Genomic DNA, 20,194 nt, shown 5'->3' with positions numbered 1-20,194 from the left:
TCACTGCCACGGGTGGCACAGAGCGGGACGGAACTGGGGCTGCCCGGCTCCACAAGTGAGGTGGTGTTCATGGTTGATCTCCCTGGCGCTGGCCACGGCCGAGCCAATCTCGGCCGCACCCGACGCCGGGGAGGGAACTGTCTGCCGATCTGTATACGTCAGCACGCCATTGCGCGTCTCTTGACAGAGCAGGGGAGTCATCGTCCGGCCTATCATTGGCGCTTTCCAGTGGTTGTGTTAGGATGTGTACATATGCATCAAAACATCGAGGCCGCTGCCATGAGCGAACGCGCCACCGTCACTTTCCATACAACGCCGGAAACCAAGGCACGCCTCGATCGGCTGGCCAATCTGACCCGTCGCAGCAAGTCATACCTCACTAATGAAGCAGTCGAACGATACCTGGCCGAAGAGGAGGCTTTCGTCGCTGCGGTCGAGGAGGGGATCGCCGAGGCCGACGCCGGTGCGGTCATCTCGCATGCCGAGGCGAACGCCTACTTGCGTCGCGTGTCCACCGGTGCTGCTCCTAGTGCGCCGAAGCCACGCCGCGCATGACGATCCTCTGGACGCGGCGCGCCCTCACGGATGTGGCGGCGGTGCTTGCCGAGATCGCAGCCGAAGACCCTGCCGCTGCCAGCCGGTTCAATGACCGCCTCCTTGAACTTATCGAAACCACGCTTGTCACACAGCCGCGGATGGGGCGACCCGGCCGCGTCACCGACACGCGTGAACTGATTGTCCACCCGCGGTACATCCTGGCCTACCGGGTTCGGAGCGAGGTGCTCGAGCTCCTGGCCTTCCGGCACAGTGTCCGGCTCTGGCCCGATCGCTTCTGAATGGCTGGTTCGGACACTGTGGTGTCACGGTGAGCATGATGGTTAAGGACATGGACAGCTTACGGCACGAGCCACTGCCACAGGCAGAGGCCTACGACCGCTCCGACCGACTTCCGGAAGCCTCTTTGCCGGTCATTGAGCTCTAGGGAGTCCATGGAATTGGTTAAACAATTTTGAATTGTATGGTTTTGCGCGAGAATATCTCGCTTCCCGCGTTGATAAACAACGTGGAATCGTGCCCCCGAGTCGCCGCCCTGCTTCCCGCCTCCGGAAGGGACACTACGCAACCCTGCAGTCCGTTCCCTTCCTGCAGAAAGTATCTGGCGCGTTTGATCAGCGCGCGACCGGAACCTTCCAACGAAGGATGCGTTTCGATTGGGTGCCATGCGTTTTGGCCCAACCCCCGAGGAAACGAAGCAATGGATCACTCAAAGCATACGCCGCTCACGGCGTCTGAACTCAGCGAAACGAACGTGATGGACGCCGCCATCTATGGACCTGGTGACGAGAAGATCGGCACGGTGTCGCATGTCCACGGTGCGGGTTCCGGGATGAAGGTAATCGTCGACGTGGGTGGCTTTCTTGGTATTGGCGCAAAACCCGTTGCGCTGGACGCAAACCAGTTGAACTTCATGCGCGATGAAAGCGGCACCGTGCATGCCACCACGTCGATGACCAAGGACCAGGTCAAGAATCTGCCTGAGCATCACGACTGAACACAGACCTGCAGTGTGACTGGCCAGGCGGCACGGCGCTCCGTTATATTGATGCGATGCGGGGCGTCGGCGTGCCGAGGTATCGCCGGACTACGCGTCCGGCTCTGGCACTGTGCCATTCGGCTTGCCGACCGCGCGTTCCAGGCGGGCGATCAGGGGCGCGGAAAGCGCTACCGGATCCGGTCGGGGAAAGCGCGTCTTTGCGCGTTCTCGCGCGGCGTCGAGGCTGAAGGCGCGGGCCGACTTCAGGCCCGCGAGTTCGTCCCAGCCGACGGGAACCGCCACCGGTGCGCCCTCGCGCGCGCGGACGGAAAAGGGCGCGATGGCGGTTGCTGAACGGTCGTTGCGCAGCCAGTCGATGAAGATGCGGCCCTTGCGCCTCGCCTTGGACATCTCGGCGGTGAAGCGGTCTGGCATGTCGCGCGTCATGAGGGTCGCCATCACGCGTGAGAAAAGCTTGACCGTCTCCCATTCGGCGGTGCGCTTCAACTCTACCACGACATGCACGCCCTTGCCGCCGGAAACCAGCGCCCAGGACGGCAGTTCGAGATCGCCAAGCCGGTCGCGCAGATCGATCGCCGCCGAGGTGACATCCGCCCAGCCCAGCCCTTCGTCGGGGTCCAGGTCGAAGACCATGCGGTCCGGACGGTCCAGTCGGTCGCGTCGCGCCCCCCAGATGTGAAACTCGATCGTGCCCATCTGCGCCGCGGCGACGAGCCCTTTAGCCGTCGTCAGATAAAGGTAGGGCGCGCGTTCGCCATCGCTTTCGGCGATCTCGACGATCTTCAGCGCCGCGGGGAACCCCTTGCCGGCGTGGCGCTGGAAGAAGCCCTCCCCCTCTATCCCCTCGGGCAAGCGATAGAGAGAAACGGGGCGGTTCGCGCAGTAGGGCAGCATCGTCGCGGCAACCTCGGCATAGTATGCGGCGACATCGCCCTTGGTATGGCCGGCCTTGGGAAACACAACGCGGTCCGGGTTCGAGATGGCGATGCCGGCGATCCTCATGCTTTCCTCCTCGGTCGATGGCGGGCGTTCCCATTGCACGACGCGGGCGGGCTTGTCCTCGCGGATCCCGTGGAAGACCGCGTGGCGCAGGCGGCCCTGCGCGGTGCGCTCGGCATAGGCGATTTCGGCCACCAGGCGCGGCGTCACCCAGCGCGCGCCGCGGGACTCGCTGGCGGGCACCTCGGCCGGGGCGGTCTTGCGCGCGATGGGTGCGAGCCTGGCGGCCAGATCCTGCATCGTGTCCGCGTCGAAGCCGGTTCCGACCTTGCCCGCGTAGACAAGCGTGTCCCCATCATGGGTGCCGAGCAGAAGCGAGGCGAACGGCCGTCCGCGGCTGCGGCTCGGCTGCCAGCCGAGGATGAGGAACTCCTCGCGCCGCTGGCACTTGATCTTCAGCCAGGCCATTCCGCGCCCGCCCCGATAGGGGGCGCTGCGGCGCTTCGCGATCAGGCCTTCGCCGCCGGCTTCGCAGACCGCCTGCAGGTGTGCGGGCGCGTCGCCCTCGATCTTCGGCGACAGGGCGACTGGCCCGAGCGGCGGCACCGGCGCGAACACCCGCTCGAGCGCGGCGCGCCGCATCTCGGCGGTCCGGTCGGTCAGATCGGCGCCGTCGAGGCTCAGGATGTCGAAGGCGTAGAAGGCGAAGGGTCCGCCCGCGGCGAGGGCCTGCTGCATTGCCGAGAACCCCTGGATACCCGCACCGACGACGACCTCCCCATCGATCAGGGCGCTCTGGCAGGCGAGGTCGTCGAAACACCCGGGAAGCGCACTGAAACGGTCCGTCCAGTCGTGCCCGTTGCGCGTATAAAGGCGCGGTCCGCCCCGGCCGAGCGAGACCAGCGCGCGGTAGCCGTCGAACTTCAGCTCGTACCACCAGTCGTCGCCCTCGGGCAGGTCTTCTGCGAGAGTTGCGAGTTGCACCGCCCGAAAGCGCGGTCGCGGGCCGTCCTGCGGCGGCGGCTGCGCGTCGGCATCCGCGGCGATCTCGCGCATGGTGCGCCGGGTGATGACGGCGCGCCGGTATCGCGCGACCGGATCGCGCCGCCCCGCGGCTTCGTCCTCTTCCTTGACCAGGAGCCAGTTCTCGCGCTTCGCGCCCCCGGCCTTGCCGCCTTTCATGCGGATCAGGTGCCACGCCCCGGTCAGGCGCTGGCCGTGCAGCGCGAAGCGCAGATGCCCCTTGCTCAGGCCGGTCTTCACCGGATCCAGCGGCTGCCAATGCCCGATGTCCCACAGCATCACCGTGCCGGCCCCGTAATTGCCCTCGGGGATCGTGCCTTCGAACTGCAGATAGCTGATCGGGTGATCCTCGGTCCGCACCGCCAGCCGCTTGTCGGCGATGCGCAACGAAGGTCCACGCGTGATCGCCCAGCTGAGAAGGGCGCCCTCCCATTCGAGGCGCAGGTCGAAATGCAGCCGGGAGGCGCCGTGCTTCTGGACCGCGTAGCGCAGCGCCAGGGACGACGGCGCGCCCGGGGTGTCGGGCTCGGGCGTGCGGGCGAAGTCCCGCTTCTGTCGGTAGGCGCCCAGTCGCTCCATCGGCTCAGGCAGACTTGCGTCGCGTGGTCTTCTTTGCCGGGCCTGCGGATTTTCCGCCCTTCGACGCGCTGCCGCTGGCCTTCAGGCTGGCTTTCAGCGCGCCCATGAGGTCGACGACATTGTCGCCCCGCTGCGGTGACGCATCGTCTGCAGCGCGTGCCCGCGGCGTCTTGCGGTTCTTGCGCTTGGCTTCGATCAGTTCGCGCAGCGCCGCGTCGAAGCTGTCCTTGAACGCGGTCGCATCGAAGGGCGCGGTCTTGCGCTCGATCAGCTGGGTGGCCACCGCCAGCAGGTCCGTGTCGGACTCGTCATCCTCGATCGAGGAGAACAAAGGCTCGGCCTCGCGGATCTCGTCAGCGTAGCGCAGAGTTTCCAGCAGGAGCCCGTCGCCGCAAGGTTTGAGCGCGCAGAGATGCTCGCGCCCGCGCATGACCAGTTGCCCGAGCCCGACCTTGCCGGATTTGCGGAGCGCGTCGCGCACCACGCGATAGGCATCCTCTGCCAGCTCGTCCGTCGGCACGACATAGTAGGGCTTCTCATAGTAGAGGGGCGAAATTTCCCCCAGATCGACGAATTGCACCAGTTCGAGCGTCTTGCGGGTCTCGAGCTTGATGTCGTCGATCTCGGCGGGATCGAGGAGGAGGTATTCGTCGTCGGGAAGTTGGTAGCCCTTGAGGATATCCTCGTTCTTCACCGGTCCCACTCCCGTCACCGACTTCTGGTAGCGCACGGGTTTGCCCGAGGGCCCGTGGATCTGGCGGAACGAGATCCGCGCGCCGCTCTTCGTTGCGGAATGCAATTCGACCGGAATCGAGACCAGCGACAGCCGCAGCTGCCCTTTCCACACCGCGCGCGACGCCATGACATCCTCCTTCCGGCTTTCGTATCTAACGCGGTTGCGGCAATTCCGCTCCGCACGAACATAAGATCGTCCATTGTAGGGGCTGAGAGCAGGCCACGAAGTTTCCGGCCTCGTCGCCGAGCTGGACAAATCTCCGCGATCTCCGATTTGCGGACCAGTTTGCCCGGCATCGTCAGGACGGACCGGGCTGGCGACGCTCGCGCGCTGCTGTCTCCAGTCGTTGTGAAGCAGGGGAGCTGCCATTGAGCACCTCAGTGTCGCCGGCAGCATGCCCGGGGCGGTGAAAGCGAATACGATCCGTTCGGGTTTCATGTATGCTAAGGCGATAGTTGGACCACATGGATTCGCGCTTAACGGGTGATCGGATGGACACAGGCAAGGGCACGGAACGACTTGATCAAGCCGCCATTCTGCTCGCGTTTCCCTATTGCCGGTTCGACCCGGGCTCGCTGCGACTGCTCGGGGTCAACCGCGAACTTTCCGATGCCCTCGGCTACAGTTTCAACGAACTGCACGCGATGACGCTGGAGGAGATTCTGCGGCCCGAGGACGTCGCGGGCTTCAGGGCGGCGCTCGAAGCACTGGGCACAAGTTTCGCGAACGCGGGTCTGTGGCGGTTGCGCCGGGCTTCAGGTGAATGTTGGCCGGTCGATATCCGGTGGCGCCGGCTTGCAAATGGCGAGGGGCCCGAGATCTTCGCGACCCTGCACGATGCCTCGGGCCGGGCGGCCTTGCAGAGCCGGTGCGACGCGCAGGATCTCCGTCTGCGCGAATGCGACACGACCCTGCACCTGGCCCGGCGCATGCTCGATATCGGAACCTGGAAGATGGAGGTCGAGACCGGGCAGATAACCTGGTCGCGCGGCCTGCAAGGAACCGATGACGAGGCCGCCGAGGATTTCAGCGGCGATATCGACGCCTATCTCGCCACGGTTCATCCCGACGACCGCGCGGCGCTGATTGCCAATTTCCAGGACTTCCGGCATTCGGACGCAACGCATTTCGAATTCCGCCACCGTGTCCTGGGCCGGGAAGGCGAGACGTTTCATGTGCGTGGCGAAGCCTTCGCGGAAAGCCACGGCGCGCACAGAGTGCTCATCGGTGTGTTCCAGGACTTTACCGACGAGGTTCTTGTCCGGAACAAGCTTTCCGAAGCCTCGCGAATGCAGCGCATCGCCGGCCGCATGGCGCGAATGGGCGCCTGGCGTGCCGAACTCGATCCACCACGAGTGACCTGGAGCCCTGAGACCGCGGCCATCCATGAAGAGCCCGAAGGCACGACGTCCTCGATCGAGGACGGCATCAACTACTACGCGCCCGAGCATCGCGCCCGCATCACCGAGGTATTCACCGCCTGCGCCCGGGACGGCCGCCCCTATGACGAAGTGCTTCAGATCGTGACCGCGAAAGGCAAGCGCGTATGGGTGCGCACCATCGGTGAGGCGGTGCGCGACGATCAGGGCCATATCGTCGCAGTGCAGGGCGCGTTCCAGGATATTTCCGAACTGATCGCCGCCCGCAATGAATCCGAGAATCTCTCGCGGCGTCTGCGCGAGACGCTCGAAAGCATCAGCGATGCGTTCATTCTTCTCGACCATGAGTGGCGATTTCTGTTCGTCAACGCACAGGCTGAAAGGTTGGTGGGACGCCGCCGTGAGGATCTGCTGGGCAAGAGCTACCGGGAGGAGTTTCCAGAAGCTGTCGGCACCATTGTCCAGAGAGAGTTCGAGCGTGCGCTCGAAAGCGGAAAACCTGTTCGGTTTCGCAACTTCTATCCCCCGCTCGAGACATGGTTCGAGGTCGATGCCGAACCGACGCCTGAGGGCCTCGCCATCTATTTCCGTGACGTCACCCAGGAACAGGCCCGAGAGGAACGGTTGCGGCTGCTGGAGACCGCGGTTTCGCGCCAGGGCGACATGCTGCTGATCACCGAGGCCGAACCCATCGATGCCCCCGGCGGCCCGAAGATCGTCTACGTCAACGAAGCCTTCATCAAGCGCACCGGCTACAGCCGCGACGAAGCGATCGGGGCGACGCCCCGCATGCTGCAGGGTCCGAAGACCGACCGCGCTGAACTCGACCGCATCCGGCAGGCGCTGGAGAAATGGCGCCCGGTGCGCGCCGAACTGATCAACTACACCAAGGCGGGCGAGGAATTCTGGCTCGAGTTGGACATCGCGCCGATTGCCGATGGGACCGGCTGGTACACGCATTTTGTCTCGGTCGAGCGCGACATCACCGAACGCAAACGCGCAGAGGAAGAGCTCCGTCTGAACCAGGAACGGTTCCAACTGATCACCAAGGCCACGAACGACGTCATCTGGGACTGGGATCTGACAACCGGCGCGCAATGGGGCAACGAGAACCTGAAGAAAGTTCTTGGCCACGATCCTATGAAGAGCGATCGAGCAATCGACACATGGCAGAACCGGATTCACCCCGAGGACAGGGAGTGGGTTGTTGCAAGCGTCAAGGCGTTTATCGCCGGATCGGATACATACTGGTCGGGCGAATACCGTTATCGCCACGCCGACGGCCGTGATCTGACGGTCTTTGATCGCTCGTTCGTCATTCGCAACACCGAGGGCAAGGCGATCCGGATGATTGGCAGCCTGTCCGATGTCACGAGCCAGCGAGAAATGGAGAGCCGGCTGCGCCAGGCCCAGAAGCTGGAGGCCGTGGGCCAGCTCACCGGCGGCGTGGCGCATGACTTCAACAACCTGCTGACCGTGATCCTCGGCAATGCCGAGATGCTGGCCGAGAAACTGGGCGATCAGGAAGATCTGCGCAGGCTTGCCGACATGTCTGCAGCCGCCGCCGAACGCGGAGCCGAACTGACCAGCCGCCTGCTGGCCTTCTCGCGCAAGCAGGCGCTGCAGCCGCGGGTGCTGGATGTGAGCAGCCGGGTCTACGGCATGGAGGAACTGCTGCGCCGCACCCTGCCCGAGAGCATCGACCTCCGGATCGCCCGCGCCGCCGGCCTGTGGCAGGTCGCGATCGACGCGAGCCAACTGGAGTCGGCGCTCCTGAATCTTGCGCTCAACGCCCGCGACGCGATGCCCGACGGCGGCCGGCTGACCATCGAGATGGCCAATGCGGCGCTGGACGACGATGATGTCGCCACCGAGCCGGATCTTATGCCCGGGCAATACGTGATGATCGCCGTCACCGACACCGGTCACGGTATCTCGCCCGAGGCCCTGCTGCGGATCTTCGAGCCCTTCTTCACCACCAAGAAGGTCGGCAAGGGCACGGGCCTGGGCCTGAGCATGGTCTATGGCTTCGTCAAGCAATCGAACGGCCACATCCGCGTCTATTCCGAACCCCGCGAGGGCACCTGCGTGAAGCTCTATTTCCCGCGATCCTATGACGTGGAGGCCGGGCAAGAGGCCGACGTCAGGGACGACCGGATCATCGGCGGCACCGAGAGCATTCTTGTGGTCGAGGATGACCGGCTGGTGCGCGAGCATCTTGTCGCGCGCCTCGAGGGGATGGGCTACCGGGTGACGGCAGCCGAAACCGGGCCGCAGGCGCTGGACGCGCTGAAGCAGACGCCCGATATCGATCTGCTGCTCACCGATATCGTCCTGCCCGGCGGCATGAACGGGCGCGTGCTGGCCGACACGGCGCGAGGGGAGCGGCCCGATCTGAAGGTGCTCTTCACCTCAGGCTATTCCGAGAACGCGATCGTCCATCACGGCCGGCTCGACCCCGGGGTCGAGTTGCTGGGCAAGCCCTACCGCCGCGATCAACTGGCCGCGAAGGTGCGCAAGGTGCTGGACAAGGCATAGGCGGTCAAGGTGTGCGCCTGCGTGCGTGGACATCGAGATGCGTCAACATCGCCTTGGGCGACGAAACTCGATGGGATGCTCCGTGGCGGGCTCCAGACCCGACCTGGCCAGTCGGTATCGGCCCGTGTGGCCCAGGAAATCCGCCTTTCGGCGCGCTCACCCAGAGCGTCACCGGCTCGCTTCTCCTCTGGCAGTTATCTCCAGTCATCAGGCGACGCGGACAGCAGCCGGCGCGCGTCCCATGACGTCGGGCAGCTCTGCGCATTGAGCACGCGTTGCGTCGCACATCCCGCTTCTGCCGGAACCAATAGCGCGTCCTGTCGTTCACCTCGGCAATGCAGGAGCTTTCATGAACGACGCGTTGATCTGGTTGGGGATCGCTTTCTGTATCTCGCAATCCGCACTGTTCTCCGGATCGAATATCGCTGTCTTCAGCCTCAGTCGCTTGCGGCTCGAGGCGGCGGCCGCGGCGGGCGACAAGAGCGCGACGAGCGCCCTCGAACTCAGGCGCGATGCGAACTTCACACTCGTCACCATTCTCACCGGCAATGTCGCGATCAACGTCCTGCTGACCCTGCTCGCCGATTCCGTGATGGCGGGCCTACTGGCGTTTCTCTTTTCCACCATCGTCATCACGGCGATCGGCGAGATCGTGCCGCAGGCCTACTTCTCGCGCCATGCGTTGCGGGCGGTATCGTTCGTGGCGCCGGTCCTGCGATTCTACAGGATCCTGCTGTGGCCGATTGCAAAGCCCACCGCTCGACTGCTCGATGCCTGGGTGGGCACCGAAACCGTGCCTTGGTTCCGCGAACGCGAATTGCACAACATCCTGCGCTACCATGCCGCGAACACCGGCAGCGAGGTTGGCGCGGTGGAGGCGATCGGCGCCACGAACTTCCTCGCGCTCGATGACCTCTTTGTGTCGGACCAGGGCGAACGCATCGTTCCCGAGAGCATCGTTCAGCTTCCATTCGAGGGAACCCGTCCGGCATTCCCCGATTTCAAGCCGTCACCGGCAGACCCGCTCGTCCGCAAGTTGATCGCTTCGGGCAAGAAGTGGATCGTTCTCACCGACGGCGACGGCCAGCCGCGCCTGCTGCTGAACTCACAGGCCTTCCTGCGCGACCTGATGATCCTGGGACAGGACGTTGCGCCCAGCGATTACTGCCACATCCCGGCGGTGGTCACCGACGCCACTGACACGCTCGACGATGCGCTACGTCTCCTCGCCGGCAAACGCGAGCGCGGCACCGGCCACGATGAGGCGGTCATTCTTCTCTGGTCGCCGCAGGAGAAGCGGATGATCACCGGCTCGGACGTCCTCAGATGCCTGTTGAGCGGTATGGGCCATCTGGCGACGGGCAATCCGGCCTCATGAGAGGCCTGAGCCACATTGATCGCATACCTGTGTCGTTCGCGCAGATATTTACCAACATAAAGTAGAGCCGCTCTTCACCCAACAATGCGAAATCCGTTCCTCGCTGGCGTGTCCGCTTCGGTGACGCGCACCTCGACGACCTTCGCCGCGGGTGGGCCTTCGTGTAGCGCTGCGATCAGTGCCGCAACCGCTTCATCGGGCCCCGCCAGCATGGCCTCGACCGATCCATCCGGTCGGTTGCGCACCCAGCCCGAGACCCCACGCGCCAGGGCCTGCTCTTGCGTCCATGCCCGGAACGAAACGCCTTGGACGCGTCCCGTCACGTTCACATGTTTCGCGCCCGTCGCCTTGTTCGGTTTCTTCGTCATGGATCGCGCTCCTGCCTTGTGGTGACTCCCGGACCGCGAGCGCGCGGCGCTTGCCGGCGCTCGGCTCTTCCACGGATAGCGGGTGCCGCCGCTACCATGGCCTCGCCTCGCGCATCGTGGCAAAGAGGCATCCGGTTTCGGGGTTGAAATCGTCACGGTTCGCCCACCACTGCCCTGGTAGCCGGGTCTCGAAATCCGCGCAGAGCCGCACGGCATCGCCCGAGACCGCTTCTACCCGGTATGGCTCTCCTCGCAACGGATCCGTCCGGCGCGCGCCTTCCGGGCAGGCGTCCGACTGCTCGTCGATACCCAGCCCCAGGCGGTGAAGGCACGTCAGATGCTGGGCGAGGCTCTGCAGGTCGTTCATGCGCGTCTGGTCGCGGCGCTCTGCTCTCGCCTGCTCCGGCCCGCCGACGGTCCAGAGCGAGACGACGATCATCACTGCGGCCAGTCCGATCAGGGCAAGGGCGGGGATCCGCATGCTCAGGCCTCGTCGGCGCGACCGCGGAACCACGCGATCAGGATACCAGCGACAATCGCGACGACCGCCGCCTTCGCCAGGAACTGCGCCGTCAGGTCTCCGTTGAGGCCGGCATAGACCACGGCGACCGCGCTGCCGATCAGCACGACGATCGAGAGGAGGACCGCGATTGCGGTAAAGCGCAACTCGATCGGCGATCGCCGCCCGCTTGCGTCGCCGCGGATCGGTCTCTCCACCCGCCAGGTCAGCCAGGCAAAGATTGGCAGCACCACGACCAGCGTCGACAGCGACCACCGGATGCTGCCATGCGCCCAGCCACCGCCAGGGCGCGCCAGATCGGGAAGCCAGGTTTCGATCAGGGCGAAGGAAAGCTGCACCAGATGCCAGATGACCAGGACGAGGGTGATTGCGAAGAGGCCGAACATAACCAGCGCGCGGCCGGAAACAGAGGGGCGCGGCCGCGGGACGGGAAGGCGCAGGCCGCCATCGATCCAGGAAGCCAGCGCGGCATCGATCTCGGCGCCGGGCCAGCCGGCGCGTCCCAGGGCGCTGCGCAATTCTTCAGGTTCATGTCCAGCCCGAAGACCGTCTCGAACGAATTCAGCCAGGCTCTCCTTGGGTTTCATCGCTCACCTGTTCTGCGCAGGGCGGATTGCGCAACGCTTACCTGTTGGTCACGCGAAGCGCCAACTGGAATGTTCGAGTCTATTGCGGCCGATGTGTCGGTGCCAGCGCCTTCATCCGCGTCCGTTGGCTTGAAGCCATCGCGATCACCGGCGCACGCGAAAACTCGCGGGGTTCCCGCTTCGAGTGGCGAGAACAGGCCGAGCTTGACGATGGGGCCGGGGGTATGCTCCGGAACCCCGGGACCTGCTCCTCCGTTGGATCGCCAGGGGAGGAGTTGCGCACAAGAATAGCGCTATATCTTCTGCGCTGCGAGCGGCTATCGGAGAGGTCGCTCCATGGATGTATGGGGCACCGGCAATGAACACGAGGAACGAACGTGAATTGGGACGCGATGCCGTCCTGTCGCACGGCATACTCAGTCAGCGGCCGGAGGATCTGCTGCATGGCAGGGGCTGGCGCGCGATCCGGGCGGTGACCCGAGAGGCGACGCTGAGACTCTGGAGCGACGATGCGTTCGGCCTGGCCGGAAACGTGGCTTTTCGTGCGCTTCTGGCGATCTTTCCGTTTCTCATCTTCGCAAGTTCGCTGACTGCCTTCATCGGTGATCCATCGATGGCCGACGGCCTCGAGCACTTCCTCATTGCAATCGTTCCGCAGGCACTGGTTGCCCCCATCTTGTCCGAGGTAGAGCAGGTTATGAGCGTCCAGCGCGGGGGTCTTCTCAGCCTCGGAATCCTTCTGACGATCTGGTTCGCCGTCGGAGGTGTCGATGGGGTGCGCGTCGGGTTGAACCGCGCCTATGGGATACGCGAGACGCGCTCCACCTTCGTGCTCTATGCTGTGCAGTCGTCGGTCGTCTTTGTCACCGGTCTTGCGCTGGTGCTGGTGGGCTACCTGCTCGTCCTCGCACCGCGGGTCGGGTCGATCCTCCACGAGGCGGTTCCAACCTTCGACCCGGCCTCGGTAACCATCGGACTGATCCGATATCCGGCGGCGGCGGGGATCCTATTGGCGGCGCTGTTCCTGGCTCATGTCGTGCTGCCGGCCCGCCGGACCCGCTTCGCCAACATTTGGCCCGGGGTGCTTCTGACGCTTGCGATTTGGGCGCTCCTGGCGACTGCCTTCTCCTTCTACCTGCGCAACTTCGCCAGCTACGACAGCTACTATGGGGGACTCGCCGGGATCATCGCCGCTCTCTATTTCATGTATCTCGCGGCGTTGGTTCTGATCTTTGGCGGCGAGTTCAACCGAGCGCTCAGGATCCGGAGACTGGCGCGCGCCATGCGGGACCGGGCCGGACGGGTCGACGGCTCGGCAAGCTCCTGACGCCCGTCCAGGCGGTCTGCGACTAGTGACCGGGGGGGTCCCGGAGGTGGGTCTGGTCGTCTCGCTTTGCCTTGCTGTCGCCAGATGCTCGTTATCTGTTCCAGATATGATCGACCCTAGATCCGAACCCGGCATGGCTTGTCTTATCCAGAAGCCGGCTTCCGGGTGATTGGAAGCCACTGCCCGCCACGCCATTTATGGCGGGCAGTGGCGGCGGTTGGATCGCAGCAAGCGCGTCCACGCTCTTGCCAGGGCACGTGCCGGTCGTGAAATATCTACTTGTTGCTCGCACGAGAATGACGTCTTCAAACGGCTCATGCGCCCGAGCGGAGTCTCAGCTTGGCTGGCGGTGCGCGGCAATCCGCTCGGAAGTCGGGTGCAGATGGTTAATGCGATCGGCTTAGGCATCGTCCACCTCATCCGATATCTGGGTCGACTGCGGGAGGCCGTTATCGACTGTGGGGAGGGAGCGGCCGACAATCAGCCCGGCGAGAAGGGCCAGGAGTAGCAGGTTGAACTGTCGCAGCAGCGGTCGCGCACGGGTCATGTCGTGAACTGTCAGCGTGTGCATGAAAGATCTCCGTAGCGGGCCGCCGCGCGGGCGAAAGTGCGTGCACGGCGGCGGGGTTGCGGGCGCGGGTCGCGCCGTCGGCCGGATCAGGCAGGAAGCGACGCGCGGCCCTTGCGCGGGGTTCCGGCCAGGGTCGCACGCGCAGCGGCGACAACGTCTTCCACCTGGGGGGCGAAGGCGGCCTCCAGCGTGAAGCTGCCCGAGGTCGGCGCGTCGGGCCCGGTGAGGCGCAGCACCGGCGCTTGCAGCGCGTCGAATGCCTTTTCGGCGACGATGGCCGCGACCTCGGCGCCGAGGCCGCAGATGCGGCTGGCCTCGTGGACGACGATGGCACGCCCGGTCTTGCGCACCGAGGTCAGGATCGCGGCCTCGTCAAGCGGCTTGATCGTGCGCAGGTCAATCACCTCGGCCTCGATTCCCGCTTCGGCCAGCTGGACGGCGGCTTCGAGGCAGGTATGCACTGTCTTGGCATAGGCGATCAGCGACACATCCGCGCCCTGCCGCCGCACCGCGGCCCGGCCGAGCGGGACCGGCGCGCCCGTCACCTCGCCGGGGGCGAAGACCAGCGCCGTGTCGGTGAAGAAGAGCACCGGATTGTCGTCCCGGATCGCCGACAGCATCAGCCCGTGTGCATCCTCGGCCGTGGCGGGCATCACCACCTTCAGCCCCGGCGCATGCGCGAACCAGGCCTCGATATTGTGGTTGTGTTGCCCGCCGACGCCCCAACCGGCGCCGGTATGCGCCAGCACCACCATCGGGAACGAGAACTGCCCGCCCGAAAGGAAGCGCAGCTTACCGGCGCTGTTGACGATCTCGTCCATCGCGTAGGTCAGGAAGGGCGCGAACAGCAGGTCAATCACCGGCCGCAGGCCCGAGGCGGCGGCACCGGCGGCGGTGCCGGCGATGATGCCCTCGGCGAGCGGCGTGTTGCGCACGCGCCCGGGCCCGAATTCGGCCAGAAGCGCAGCTTGTGTCGTGGCGACGCCCTCCCCGAAGGTCAGCACGCGTGGGTCGCGGCGCATCTCCTCGGCCAGTGCGGCAGTGATGGCGTCGGTCATGGTCATGACGGTCATGGGATGGGTTCCTTCAGGCATAGACATGGGTTTTGAGTTCGCGCAGGGGTGGCACGGGGCTCGCTTCGGCGAAGGTGATGGCTGCGGCGATGCTGCGGGCGACGCTGGCCTCCAGCGCCGTGAGGGATTGGGCGGTCAGATGCCCCTCGGCCAGAAGCCGGTCTTTGAGTCGCGCGATCGGGTCGCGCCGGCGCCAGGTGTCGAGTTCGGCGGGATCGACATAGGCCTGGTCGTCGGGCTCGAAATGGCCGCGCAGGCGGTAGGTGACGACCTCGAGCAGGAAGGGCGCGCCGGTCGCCTCAATCCGGGCGCGGGCCTCGCGGGCGGCGGCGTGGACAGCGGCGACGTCGTTGCCGTCGACGGTCGCGCCCTCAATCCCGTAGGCCGCGGCGCGGCTGGCGATCTTGTCGATGCGCATCGTTTCCTTGCGGTGGACGAAGGCCTGCCACTGGTTGTTCTCGCAGACATAGAGGATCGGCAGGTCCCAGACGCCGGCGAGGTTCACCGATTCGTGGAACCGGCCCTGACAGGCGGCGCCGTCGCCGAAGAAGCAGGCGACGATGCCGGGCCGTCGCGCCATCTTTCGCGCCAGCGCCACGCCGGTGACGAGCGCCAGTTCCCCGCCGACGATGGTTGAGGTCAGCACGACGCCCAACTCCCGTGCCGAAATGTGCAGCGAGCCGCTCTTGCCGCCGCAATAGCCGTCCTGCCGGCCGAGGATCTCGGCCATTGTCCGACGCGGATCGGCACCGCGCGCCAGCAAGTGCCCGATGCTGCGGTGGTTGGTAAGGATCTCGTCCTCGGCGCTCAGCGCCGAAACGACGCCGACGGCTGCGGCTTCCTGGCCGACGGCGGTGCAGGTGCCGGGACCGCGCCCGTCGCGTTGCAGGGCGGCGGTGGCTTCTTCGTGCGCCCGAATGAGCAGCATCTGCTCAAGGGCGTGGATCAGTTGTTCGGGGGTCATCTGTGCGCTCCATGCTGGTGACGGAGCGCAGCCATAGGCCCGGGCCGTGCCGGGTGCCCGCTAAGTGTTTCATCAAGAAACCGTAAAAGAACACTAAGCGGCCTCGCCGCGACCCGAGCCGATCTCGTCGAGGGCCAGGGCGCGCTGCACACTCAGCCGGAATCGGCCGCGACCGGCCTTCTCGATGCGCACCGGCGTCTCGCGCTCGGCGAGGCGCTTGTAGAGCAGCACCAGCCGCGCCTCCAGGTTCTCGGCATGGTCGGGCAGGCGCAGGGCTGGGTCGAGGCGCAATTCGCGGTTCGTGAACTCGACGCGTCCTTCGGAGAGGTATTCGCGCAGAAGCTTCCACAGAATCGCGCCGGCGACACCCTTGATGATGTAATGGGTGTCGAAGAAGACGCTCGAATCGGCGTGATAGTAGCGCACCATGAGCGGTGGCCCGGCGGGCACCAGCGCCAGAGCCGGCGGCTCGACCGGCGCGGGTTGCGCCTCGGTCGCGTGCAGCACGGCCATCAGCGCGCCGAGATGCCCGGCCACGGCGGCCAGCGCATCCTCGTCGTCATACCAGAAGCGCATCGGATCGGGGCTTTCGGCAAAGAGCACGCCCATCGTGCGCCCGGCGCAGAGGATCGGCAGGGCGAGCTGGCTTTGCGGCGCGGCGAGGCCCGGATAGGAGATGCGCGTGGTCTCGGCCCAGGCGGTGCCGGTGGCCAGCGCGCTTTCTCGGATTGCGTTACTGTAGTCGTCTTCCGAGGTCATGTGGCCGATGCGGATTGGCACCCGCTCGCGTGCGGCGACGCCGATGACGCCCTCGCCCAGCGCGATTTCCGAGCCGATGCCGGACCGCGGATAGCCATGCGAGGCCACGGTGTAGAGCCGGCCGCCGGCCTCGTCGAGCATCAGGACCATGGCGTGACGGATGCCGAACTCGGTCTCCAGGCAGCCGAGGGTGCGCTCCAGCAGCTGGTCGAAGTCGCAGCAGGTCGTCATCGCCGCGCAGGTGCGCCGGATCGCGGTCAGCAGGTTGCGCTCGGGGGGCGGTGCAGCGAGCACCGGCGGCGCGATCTGCTCGATCGATCGCACGCGGTAGATATCGGCGCCGAGGAGCCGGAAGACCCCCTGCATCCCCGAATGCGAGGCAATGCCCGAGAGCTTCGCCTTCATGATCTCGAAAAGCGGCCCCTCGCTCTCGGTCGTTTCGAACTCCAGCGACAGCCGGTATTGCGACAGCGTCGGCGGGTCGGCCACCGCAACCGAGGCGCGGCCGGTCGCCAGCACGTTGCGGCGGGTCTTGTTGAAAAACTGATAGGACAGCGCGACCCGATCGGCGCTGACGTAGTGAACCTGCGAGATCAGCGAGACATTGGGCATCCCGTCGCTATCACGAGTGGCCATTATTGCCGGGACAAAGCCCTCCAGGCAGTTGCGGATCACGTCGAGCGAAATCAAGTTCATGGAAGCGCACTCCCCGCGTCTGGGCCCGGCGTCTGGACGAAGGCCTGCGCGGGAACAAAAACGATCGCCACGAGATCGTGGCGATCATAGGCACAGTAGAGCGAGGCAAAGGTGACGGGATAGCCAACCGAGACCAGCTCGTCGCGCATCGCCGCGGCCTGGCGCGCCAGCTCCGGCTCATCTTCGGCCATCAGCGGGGCCAGCCTCGCCTCGACCGCCTTGAGCTGGATCGAGCGGTGGGTCTCGGGTTGCGAGAAGGTGGCCGCGACCGGTGACCCGGCATCGATCGCGCGCAGGATGCTGTCGTTTCCGCGCCGCTGGAGGACGACCCGCATTGCCTTGCCGTCCTGCCGGCAGGCCAGACCCTGTCCAGCGATCGGATTTCCGGCAGTGTCACAACTGGCCAGGCAGACGCTCAGCCCGCGCTGGCAAAAAGCTGCAAGCTCCGGCACCAGCACGCCATCGAGTGTGCGCCATGGCCGACGAGCGGCCAAATCATCGGAAGGACGTGACGGAATTTCTGCCCGAGGCATGCGTATCACACGACGCTGACAATAACGAAAGCCAGAGTCAGCCTGCCCGGAAGGGATGGTGCTCGGCGAATCGCCAGACAAACCCCCTCCCGCCCCCGATGGGCCGCCTCGGATGAAAAAGAGTATCACGCGGCCGGCATTTAGCAATCTTTTAGTGAATGCTTGCGAAACACTTAAGTAGCCGCGGCAACGCCGCCGGATTACTGCACGGCCCATCGAGAACTCGCCCTGCCGGACGAACCGTGCAGGGCCCGATGGAGAGAAGATCATGTCGAATGTCTACCGTTCCGGTCTGCTTACCAGCCTTGCCGCCGGCTATCTTGCCACCGCCGCCATCCTTGCGCCTGCTGGCGCTTTGGAGCCGAGGGATGACATCGCGGCGCTTGTCGCGTCGATCCAGGCAGCCACCTTGCGGTTCGAGAACGTCGAGGTGGCGCTGGCCGAGGGTTTTGTGCCCGATCCCTCGGGCCATTGCGTCAGCGCTGCGGCCGAGGGTCTGCCGACCGAATGGGGCGCCATGGGTATCCACTACCTGCGCCCGGACCTGCTCGGGATCACGGCGACCGAGCCGCGCGTCGACGGGGTCGGGCTGCATACTGATTTTCTCAACCCCTCGATTCTGCTCTACGAGCCACAGGCGGATGGCTCCCTGGTGCTCGTTGGCGTCGAGAACCTGGTGTTCGAGGCAGCCTGGCGCCGCGCCGGCAATACCGATGCGCCCAGCCTCGCCGGACGGAACTGGGACAATATGGCCGACGACCCGGCGACGCCCGGCGATGAGGCGCACGGGTTCGAGCCGCATTGGGACCAGCATGTCTGGTTTCGCCCGAATCCGTTGGGGCCGCTGCATCCGTTCAACCCGAACGTGACCTGCGAACATCATGCTTCCGCGCATTCACGCCACCACGGCGCGCATGACTGACGGCGCCTGATCGACAACCGCGGCGCCGCCCTGAGCGGGGCGGCGCCGCCTGAGGGGAGTTTTCCGTTTCGTTGCGCTGTTACCCGTGCCATGGCGGCGTCAATCGGCGCGGCGCGACGAGGCGCGGAACTGCCGGCGATGCAGGGAAACGAAAAGCGGAATCATGTCTGGCAGCACCATACTCGTGGCGCTGGCTCTTCCGTTGCATGGTGAAAACTTCGGGGAACGCGGCGCGTATCTCGTTCAGGGAATTGTGAACAGCGGCAACTGCCACGCACTTATCGGGGCCTCGGGATTTCTTCGCCCACGCGTTCGACCCGCTATTGATTTTGACAGGCGCTGGAGGGACCTGTGCCCTCCCAGCCACGCTCACGCGGTCGGTTTGGCCGTCCGCCGCGATTGACGCTTGCCTAAGAAGCGAACTACCTCGCCACGCACGGTTTCGCGAACTGCTAGATCAGCCTATTGAACTGATATCCGGCCAGGAGCAATCTTCTATAGCTTGATCTGTTCGAAGCCGGGGTCAGCTTGGCTATCGATGACAGAACCGGCCAATCCGGCCACGGATTGAACAGCAACGACTCCTCCACGCAAGGCCGTTCCCATGAAATGGTTTCCTCGTATCCTAGTGGTCGGAATTCTGGCCGCGACTGCACATCTGGGCGTTCCGCAAGTCGCGATAGCCCAGGCATTCGATCGTTGTGGTGATGCCGTCCGGATCCAGCCCGGCGACACGCTTTACCGGGTTGCACGGTATTGCGGCGTGACCATCGCCGAGCTGATGGCCGCGAACCCGCGCATCTATGACCCCGACGCCATCCGGGTCGGGCAACTCGTTCATATGCCGGGCCGCCGGGGTGCGGCGGTGCCGCGAGGACCCGCCCCACCGGAGATCCCGCCCGCTGCCACCGGACCCTGCGGATCCGCCGTCGCTGTGCGACCGGGCGAAACGCTGCGTTGGATCGCGATGCGCTGCCGGACAACGGTGGCGGCGCTCCTTCGCGCCAATCCGCAAATCACCAACCCGAATGTCATCCGGGCGGGTCAGGTAATCCGGATGCCCGGCGCGCTGGCCGGTCAGCCCCCGCGGCTCGATCCGCCCGGCGTTCCGCCGTCCCAACCCTCGGTGCCGCCGTTCGTCCCGGTCGATCTGCGTGTCACCGGCACTGTCACGCGCGAAGGCGTTTCCTGTCCGGCACTGCGCGGCGACGACGGTCGGCTCTATACGCTTGCCGGCATCTTCGAGCCGTTGCGTCCGGGCGAGCGGGTGGATGTGATTGGTCGCGAGGCGCGATCTTCGATTTGCATGCAGGGCACCACGATCCAGGTGCGCCAGCTCAATCGCCTTGACGAACTGCTCCAGGCGCCCGCCAGCTTCGAGATCACCGGCACGCTGACATGGGAGGGCGCAACCTGTCCCGCCATGCGGGGTGATGACGGGCGGCTCTATACCCTCGCCGGCGATATCGAGGATTTCGAACCGGGCGATCGCGTCCAGGTTCAGGGTCGCCGCGCCGAGATGTCGATCTGCATGCAGGGCACCACGATCGAGATCCGTCGCATCCGCCCGGCGAGGTGACGCCTTTGGACCTTCGATCCCGCAGGCTCAAACAGAACCTGCGGGATTTGGCCGACCAGCATGGCGCGCCACGGTCAATGCTGCGTCGCGCCAGACTACCAGCGCGGCGCTGCTCCAGACGAGCGTATGCAGGTGGTCTGCGATGGCCTCGGCGGGTATGCTCAGGAT

18 protein-coding genes are annotated in these 20,194 nt (G+C 65.5%); 8 read left to right on the top strand and 10 right to left on the bottom strand.

What is annotated here, in order from left to right:
• Nucleotides 1-252 precede the first annotated feature (252 nt).
• The 3 genes from IM708_RS04135 to IM708_RS04125 all read left to right on the top strand — a co-directional run bounded on the left by IM708_RS04135 (nucleotide 253) and on the right by IM708_RS04125 (nucleotide 1,552).
• Nucleotides 253-555 (top strand): ribbon-helix-helix protein, CopG family, encoded by a 303-nt coding sequence (locus tag IM708_RS04135; RefSeq protein ID WP_209425058.1) that lies wholly within the window; start codon nucleotides 253-255, stop codon nucleotides 553-555.
• The gene (locus tag IM708_RS04130) at nucleotides 552-836 is read left to right on the top strand and encodes a type II toxin-antitoxin system RelE/ParE family toxin (RefSeq protein ID WP_209425057.1); all 285 of its coding nucleotides are present in this window, start codon (nucleotides 552-554) and stop codon (nucleotides 834-836) included. The genes IM708_RS04135 and IM708_RS04130 overlap by 4 nt, the downstream gene beginning before the upstream one ends.
• A 419-nt stretch (nucleotides 837-1,255) precedes the next feature.
• Entirely contained in the window at nucleotides 1,256-1,552 is a 297-nt protein-coding gene (locus tag IM708_RS04125) for a PRC-barrel domain-containing protein (RefSeq protein ID WP_209425056.1), read from the top strand.
• 90 nt (nucleotides 1,553-1,642) lie between these two features.
• Here IM708_RS04125 and ligD read toward each other — a convergent pair whose 3' ends face one another.
• A complete protein-coding gene (gene ligD / locus IM708_RS04120) occupies nucleotides 1,643-4,096 on the bottom strand; it encodes a DNA ligase D (protein WP_209425055.1) in 2,454 nt (817 codons plus the stop codon).
• Between the two features lie 4 nt (nucleotides 4,097-4,100).
• A complete protein-coding gene (locus IM708_RS04115; protein ID WP_245242990.1) occupies nucleotides 4,101-5,201 on the bottom strand; it encodes a Ku protein in 1,101 nt (366 codons plus the stop codon).
• Nucleotides 5,202-5,323: 122 nt separating this feature from the next.
• On the opposite strand from IM708_RS04115, the gene IM708_RS04110 reads away from it, so the two are divergent.
• Both IM708_RS04110 and IM708_RS04105 read left to right on the top strand, forming a co-directional pair.
• Nucleotides 5,324-8,749 carry a PAS domain S-box protein gene (locus tag IM708_RS04110; protein ID WP_209425054.1) on the top strand — a complete coding sequence of 1,142 codons (3,426 nt, stop codon included), beginning with the start codon at nucleotides 5,324-5,326 and terminating at the stop codon, nucleotides 8,747-8,749.
• A gap of 349 nt (nucleotides 8,750-9,098) precedes the next feature.
• Nucleotides 9,099-10,127 carry a CNNM domain-containing protein gene (locus IM708_RS04105; protein WP_209425053.1) on the top strand — a complete coding sequence of 343 codons (1,029 nt, stop codon included), beginning with the start codon at nucleotides 9,099-9,101 and terminating at the stop codon, nucleotides 10,125-10,127.
• Between the two features lie 74 nt (nucleotides 10,128-10,201).
• On the opposite strand, the gene IM708_RS04100 is transcribed toward IM708_RS04105, so the two are convergent.
• From IM708_RS04100 to IM708_RS04090, 3 genes are all read right to left on the bottom strand, one after another.
• Nucleotides 10,202-10,495, bottom strand: coding sequence for an acylphosphatase (locus IM708_RS04100; protein ID WP_209425052.1), 294 nt, complete (start codon nucleotides 10,493-10,495; stop codon nucleotides 10,202-10,204).
• A gap of 91 nt (nucleotides 10,496-10,586) precedes the next feature.
• Nucleotides 10,587-10,976, bottom strand: a complete 390-nt coding sequence (locus IM708_RS04095; protein WP_209425051.1) for a hypothetical protein — start codon at nucleotides 10,974-10,976, stop codon at nucleotides 10,587-10,589.
• A 2-nt stretch (nucleotides 10,977-10,978) separates the two neighbouring features.
• Complete coding sequence (locus tag IM708_RS04090) at nucleotides 10,979-11,533, bottom strand: DUF5671 domain-containing protein (protein WP_209425050.1); 555 nt, start codon at nucleotides 11,531-11,533, stop codon at nucleotides 10,979-10,981.
• Nucleotides 11,534-11,960: 427 nt separating this feature from the next.
• Between IM708_RS04090 and IM708_RS04085 the strand changes: the two genes are divergently transcribed.
• Nucleotides 11,961-12,929, top strand: coding sequence for a YihY/virulence factor BrkB family protein (locus IM708_RS04085; RefSeq protein WP_209425049.1), 969 nt, complete (start codon nucleotides 11,961-11,963; stop codon nucleotides 12,927-12,929).
• 400 nt (nucleotides 12,930-13,329) lie between these two features.
• On the opposite strand, the gene IM708_RS04080 is transcribed toward IM708_RS04085, so the two are convergent.
• The 5 genes from IM708_RS04080 to IM708_RS04060 form a co-directional block, all read right to left on the bottom strand.
• Nucleotides 13,330-13,500, bottom strand: a complete 171-nt coding sequence (locus tag IM708_RS04080; protein WP_209425048.1) for a hypothetical protein — start codon at nucleotides 13,498-13,500, stop codon at nucleotides 13,330-13,332.
• Between the two features lie 86 nt (nucleotides 13,501-13,586).
• A complete protein-coding gene (locus IM708_RS04075) occupies nucleotides 13,587-14,573 on the bottom strand; it encodes a pyruvate dehydrogenase complex E1 component subunit beta (RefSeq protein ID WP_209425047.1) in 987 nt (328 codons plus the stop codon).
• 13 nt (nucleotides 14,574-14,586) lie between these two features.
• Nucleotides 14,587-15,537 carry a thiamine pyrophosphate-dependent dehydrogenase E1 component subunit alpha gene (locus IM708_RS04070; RefSeq protein WP_209425046.1) on the bottom strand — a complete coding sequence of 317 codons (951 nt, stop codon included), beginning with the start codon at nucleotides 15,535-15,537 and terminating at the stop codon, nucleotides 14,587-14,589.
• Between the two features lie 93 nt (nucleotides 15,538-15,630).
• A complete protein-coding gene (locus tag IM708_RS04065) occupies nucleotides 15,631-16,992 on the bottom strand; it encodes a GAF domain-containing protein (RefSeq protein WP_209425045.1) in 1,362 nt (453 codons plus the stop codon).
• Nucleotides 16,989-17,327, bottom strand: coding sequence for a hypothetical protein (locus tag IM708_RS04060; RefSeq protein WP_209425044.1), 339 nt, complete (start codon nucleotides 17,325-17,327; stop codon nucleotides 16,989-16,991). The genes IM708_RS04065 and IM708_RS04060 overlap by 4 nt, the downstream gene beginning before the upstream one ends.
• 466 nt (nucleotides 17,328-17,793) lie before the next feature.
• On the opposite strand from IM708_RS04060, the gene IM708_RS04055 reads away from it, so the two are divergent.
• Both IM708_RS04055 and IM708_RS04050 read left to right on the top strand, forming a co-directional pair.
• A complete protein-coding gene (locus tag IM708_RS04055; RefSeq protein ID WP_245242989.1) occupies nucleotides 17,794-18,447 on the top strand; it encodes a hypothetical protein in 654 nt (217 codons plus the stop codon).
• Between the two features lie 604 nt (nucleotides 18,448-19,051).
• The gene (locus IM708_RS04050) at nucleotides 19,052-20,026 is read left to right on the top strand and encodes a LysM peptidoglycan-binding domain-containing protein (protein WP_209425043.1); all 975 of its coding nucleotides are present in this window, start codon (nucleotides 19,052-19,054) and stop codon (nucleotides 20,024-20,026) included.
• Nucleotides 20,027-20,194 lie beyond the last annotated feature (168 nt).

The organism is Pararhodobacter sp. SW119 (assembly GCF_017811755.1).
Lineage (GTDB): Bacteria > Pseudomonadota > Alphaproteobacteria > Rhodobacterales > Rhodobacteraceae > Pararhodobacter.
This window is presented reverse-complemented; position numbering and strand designations above follow the sequence as displayed.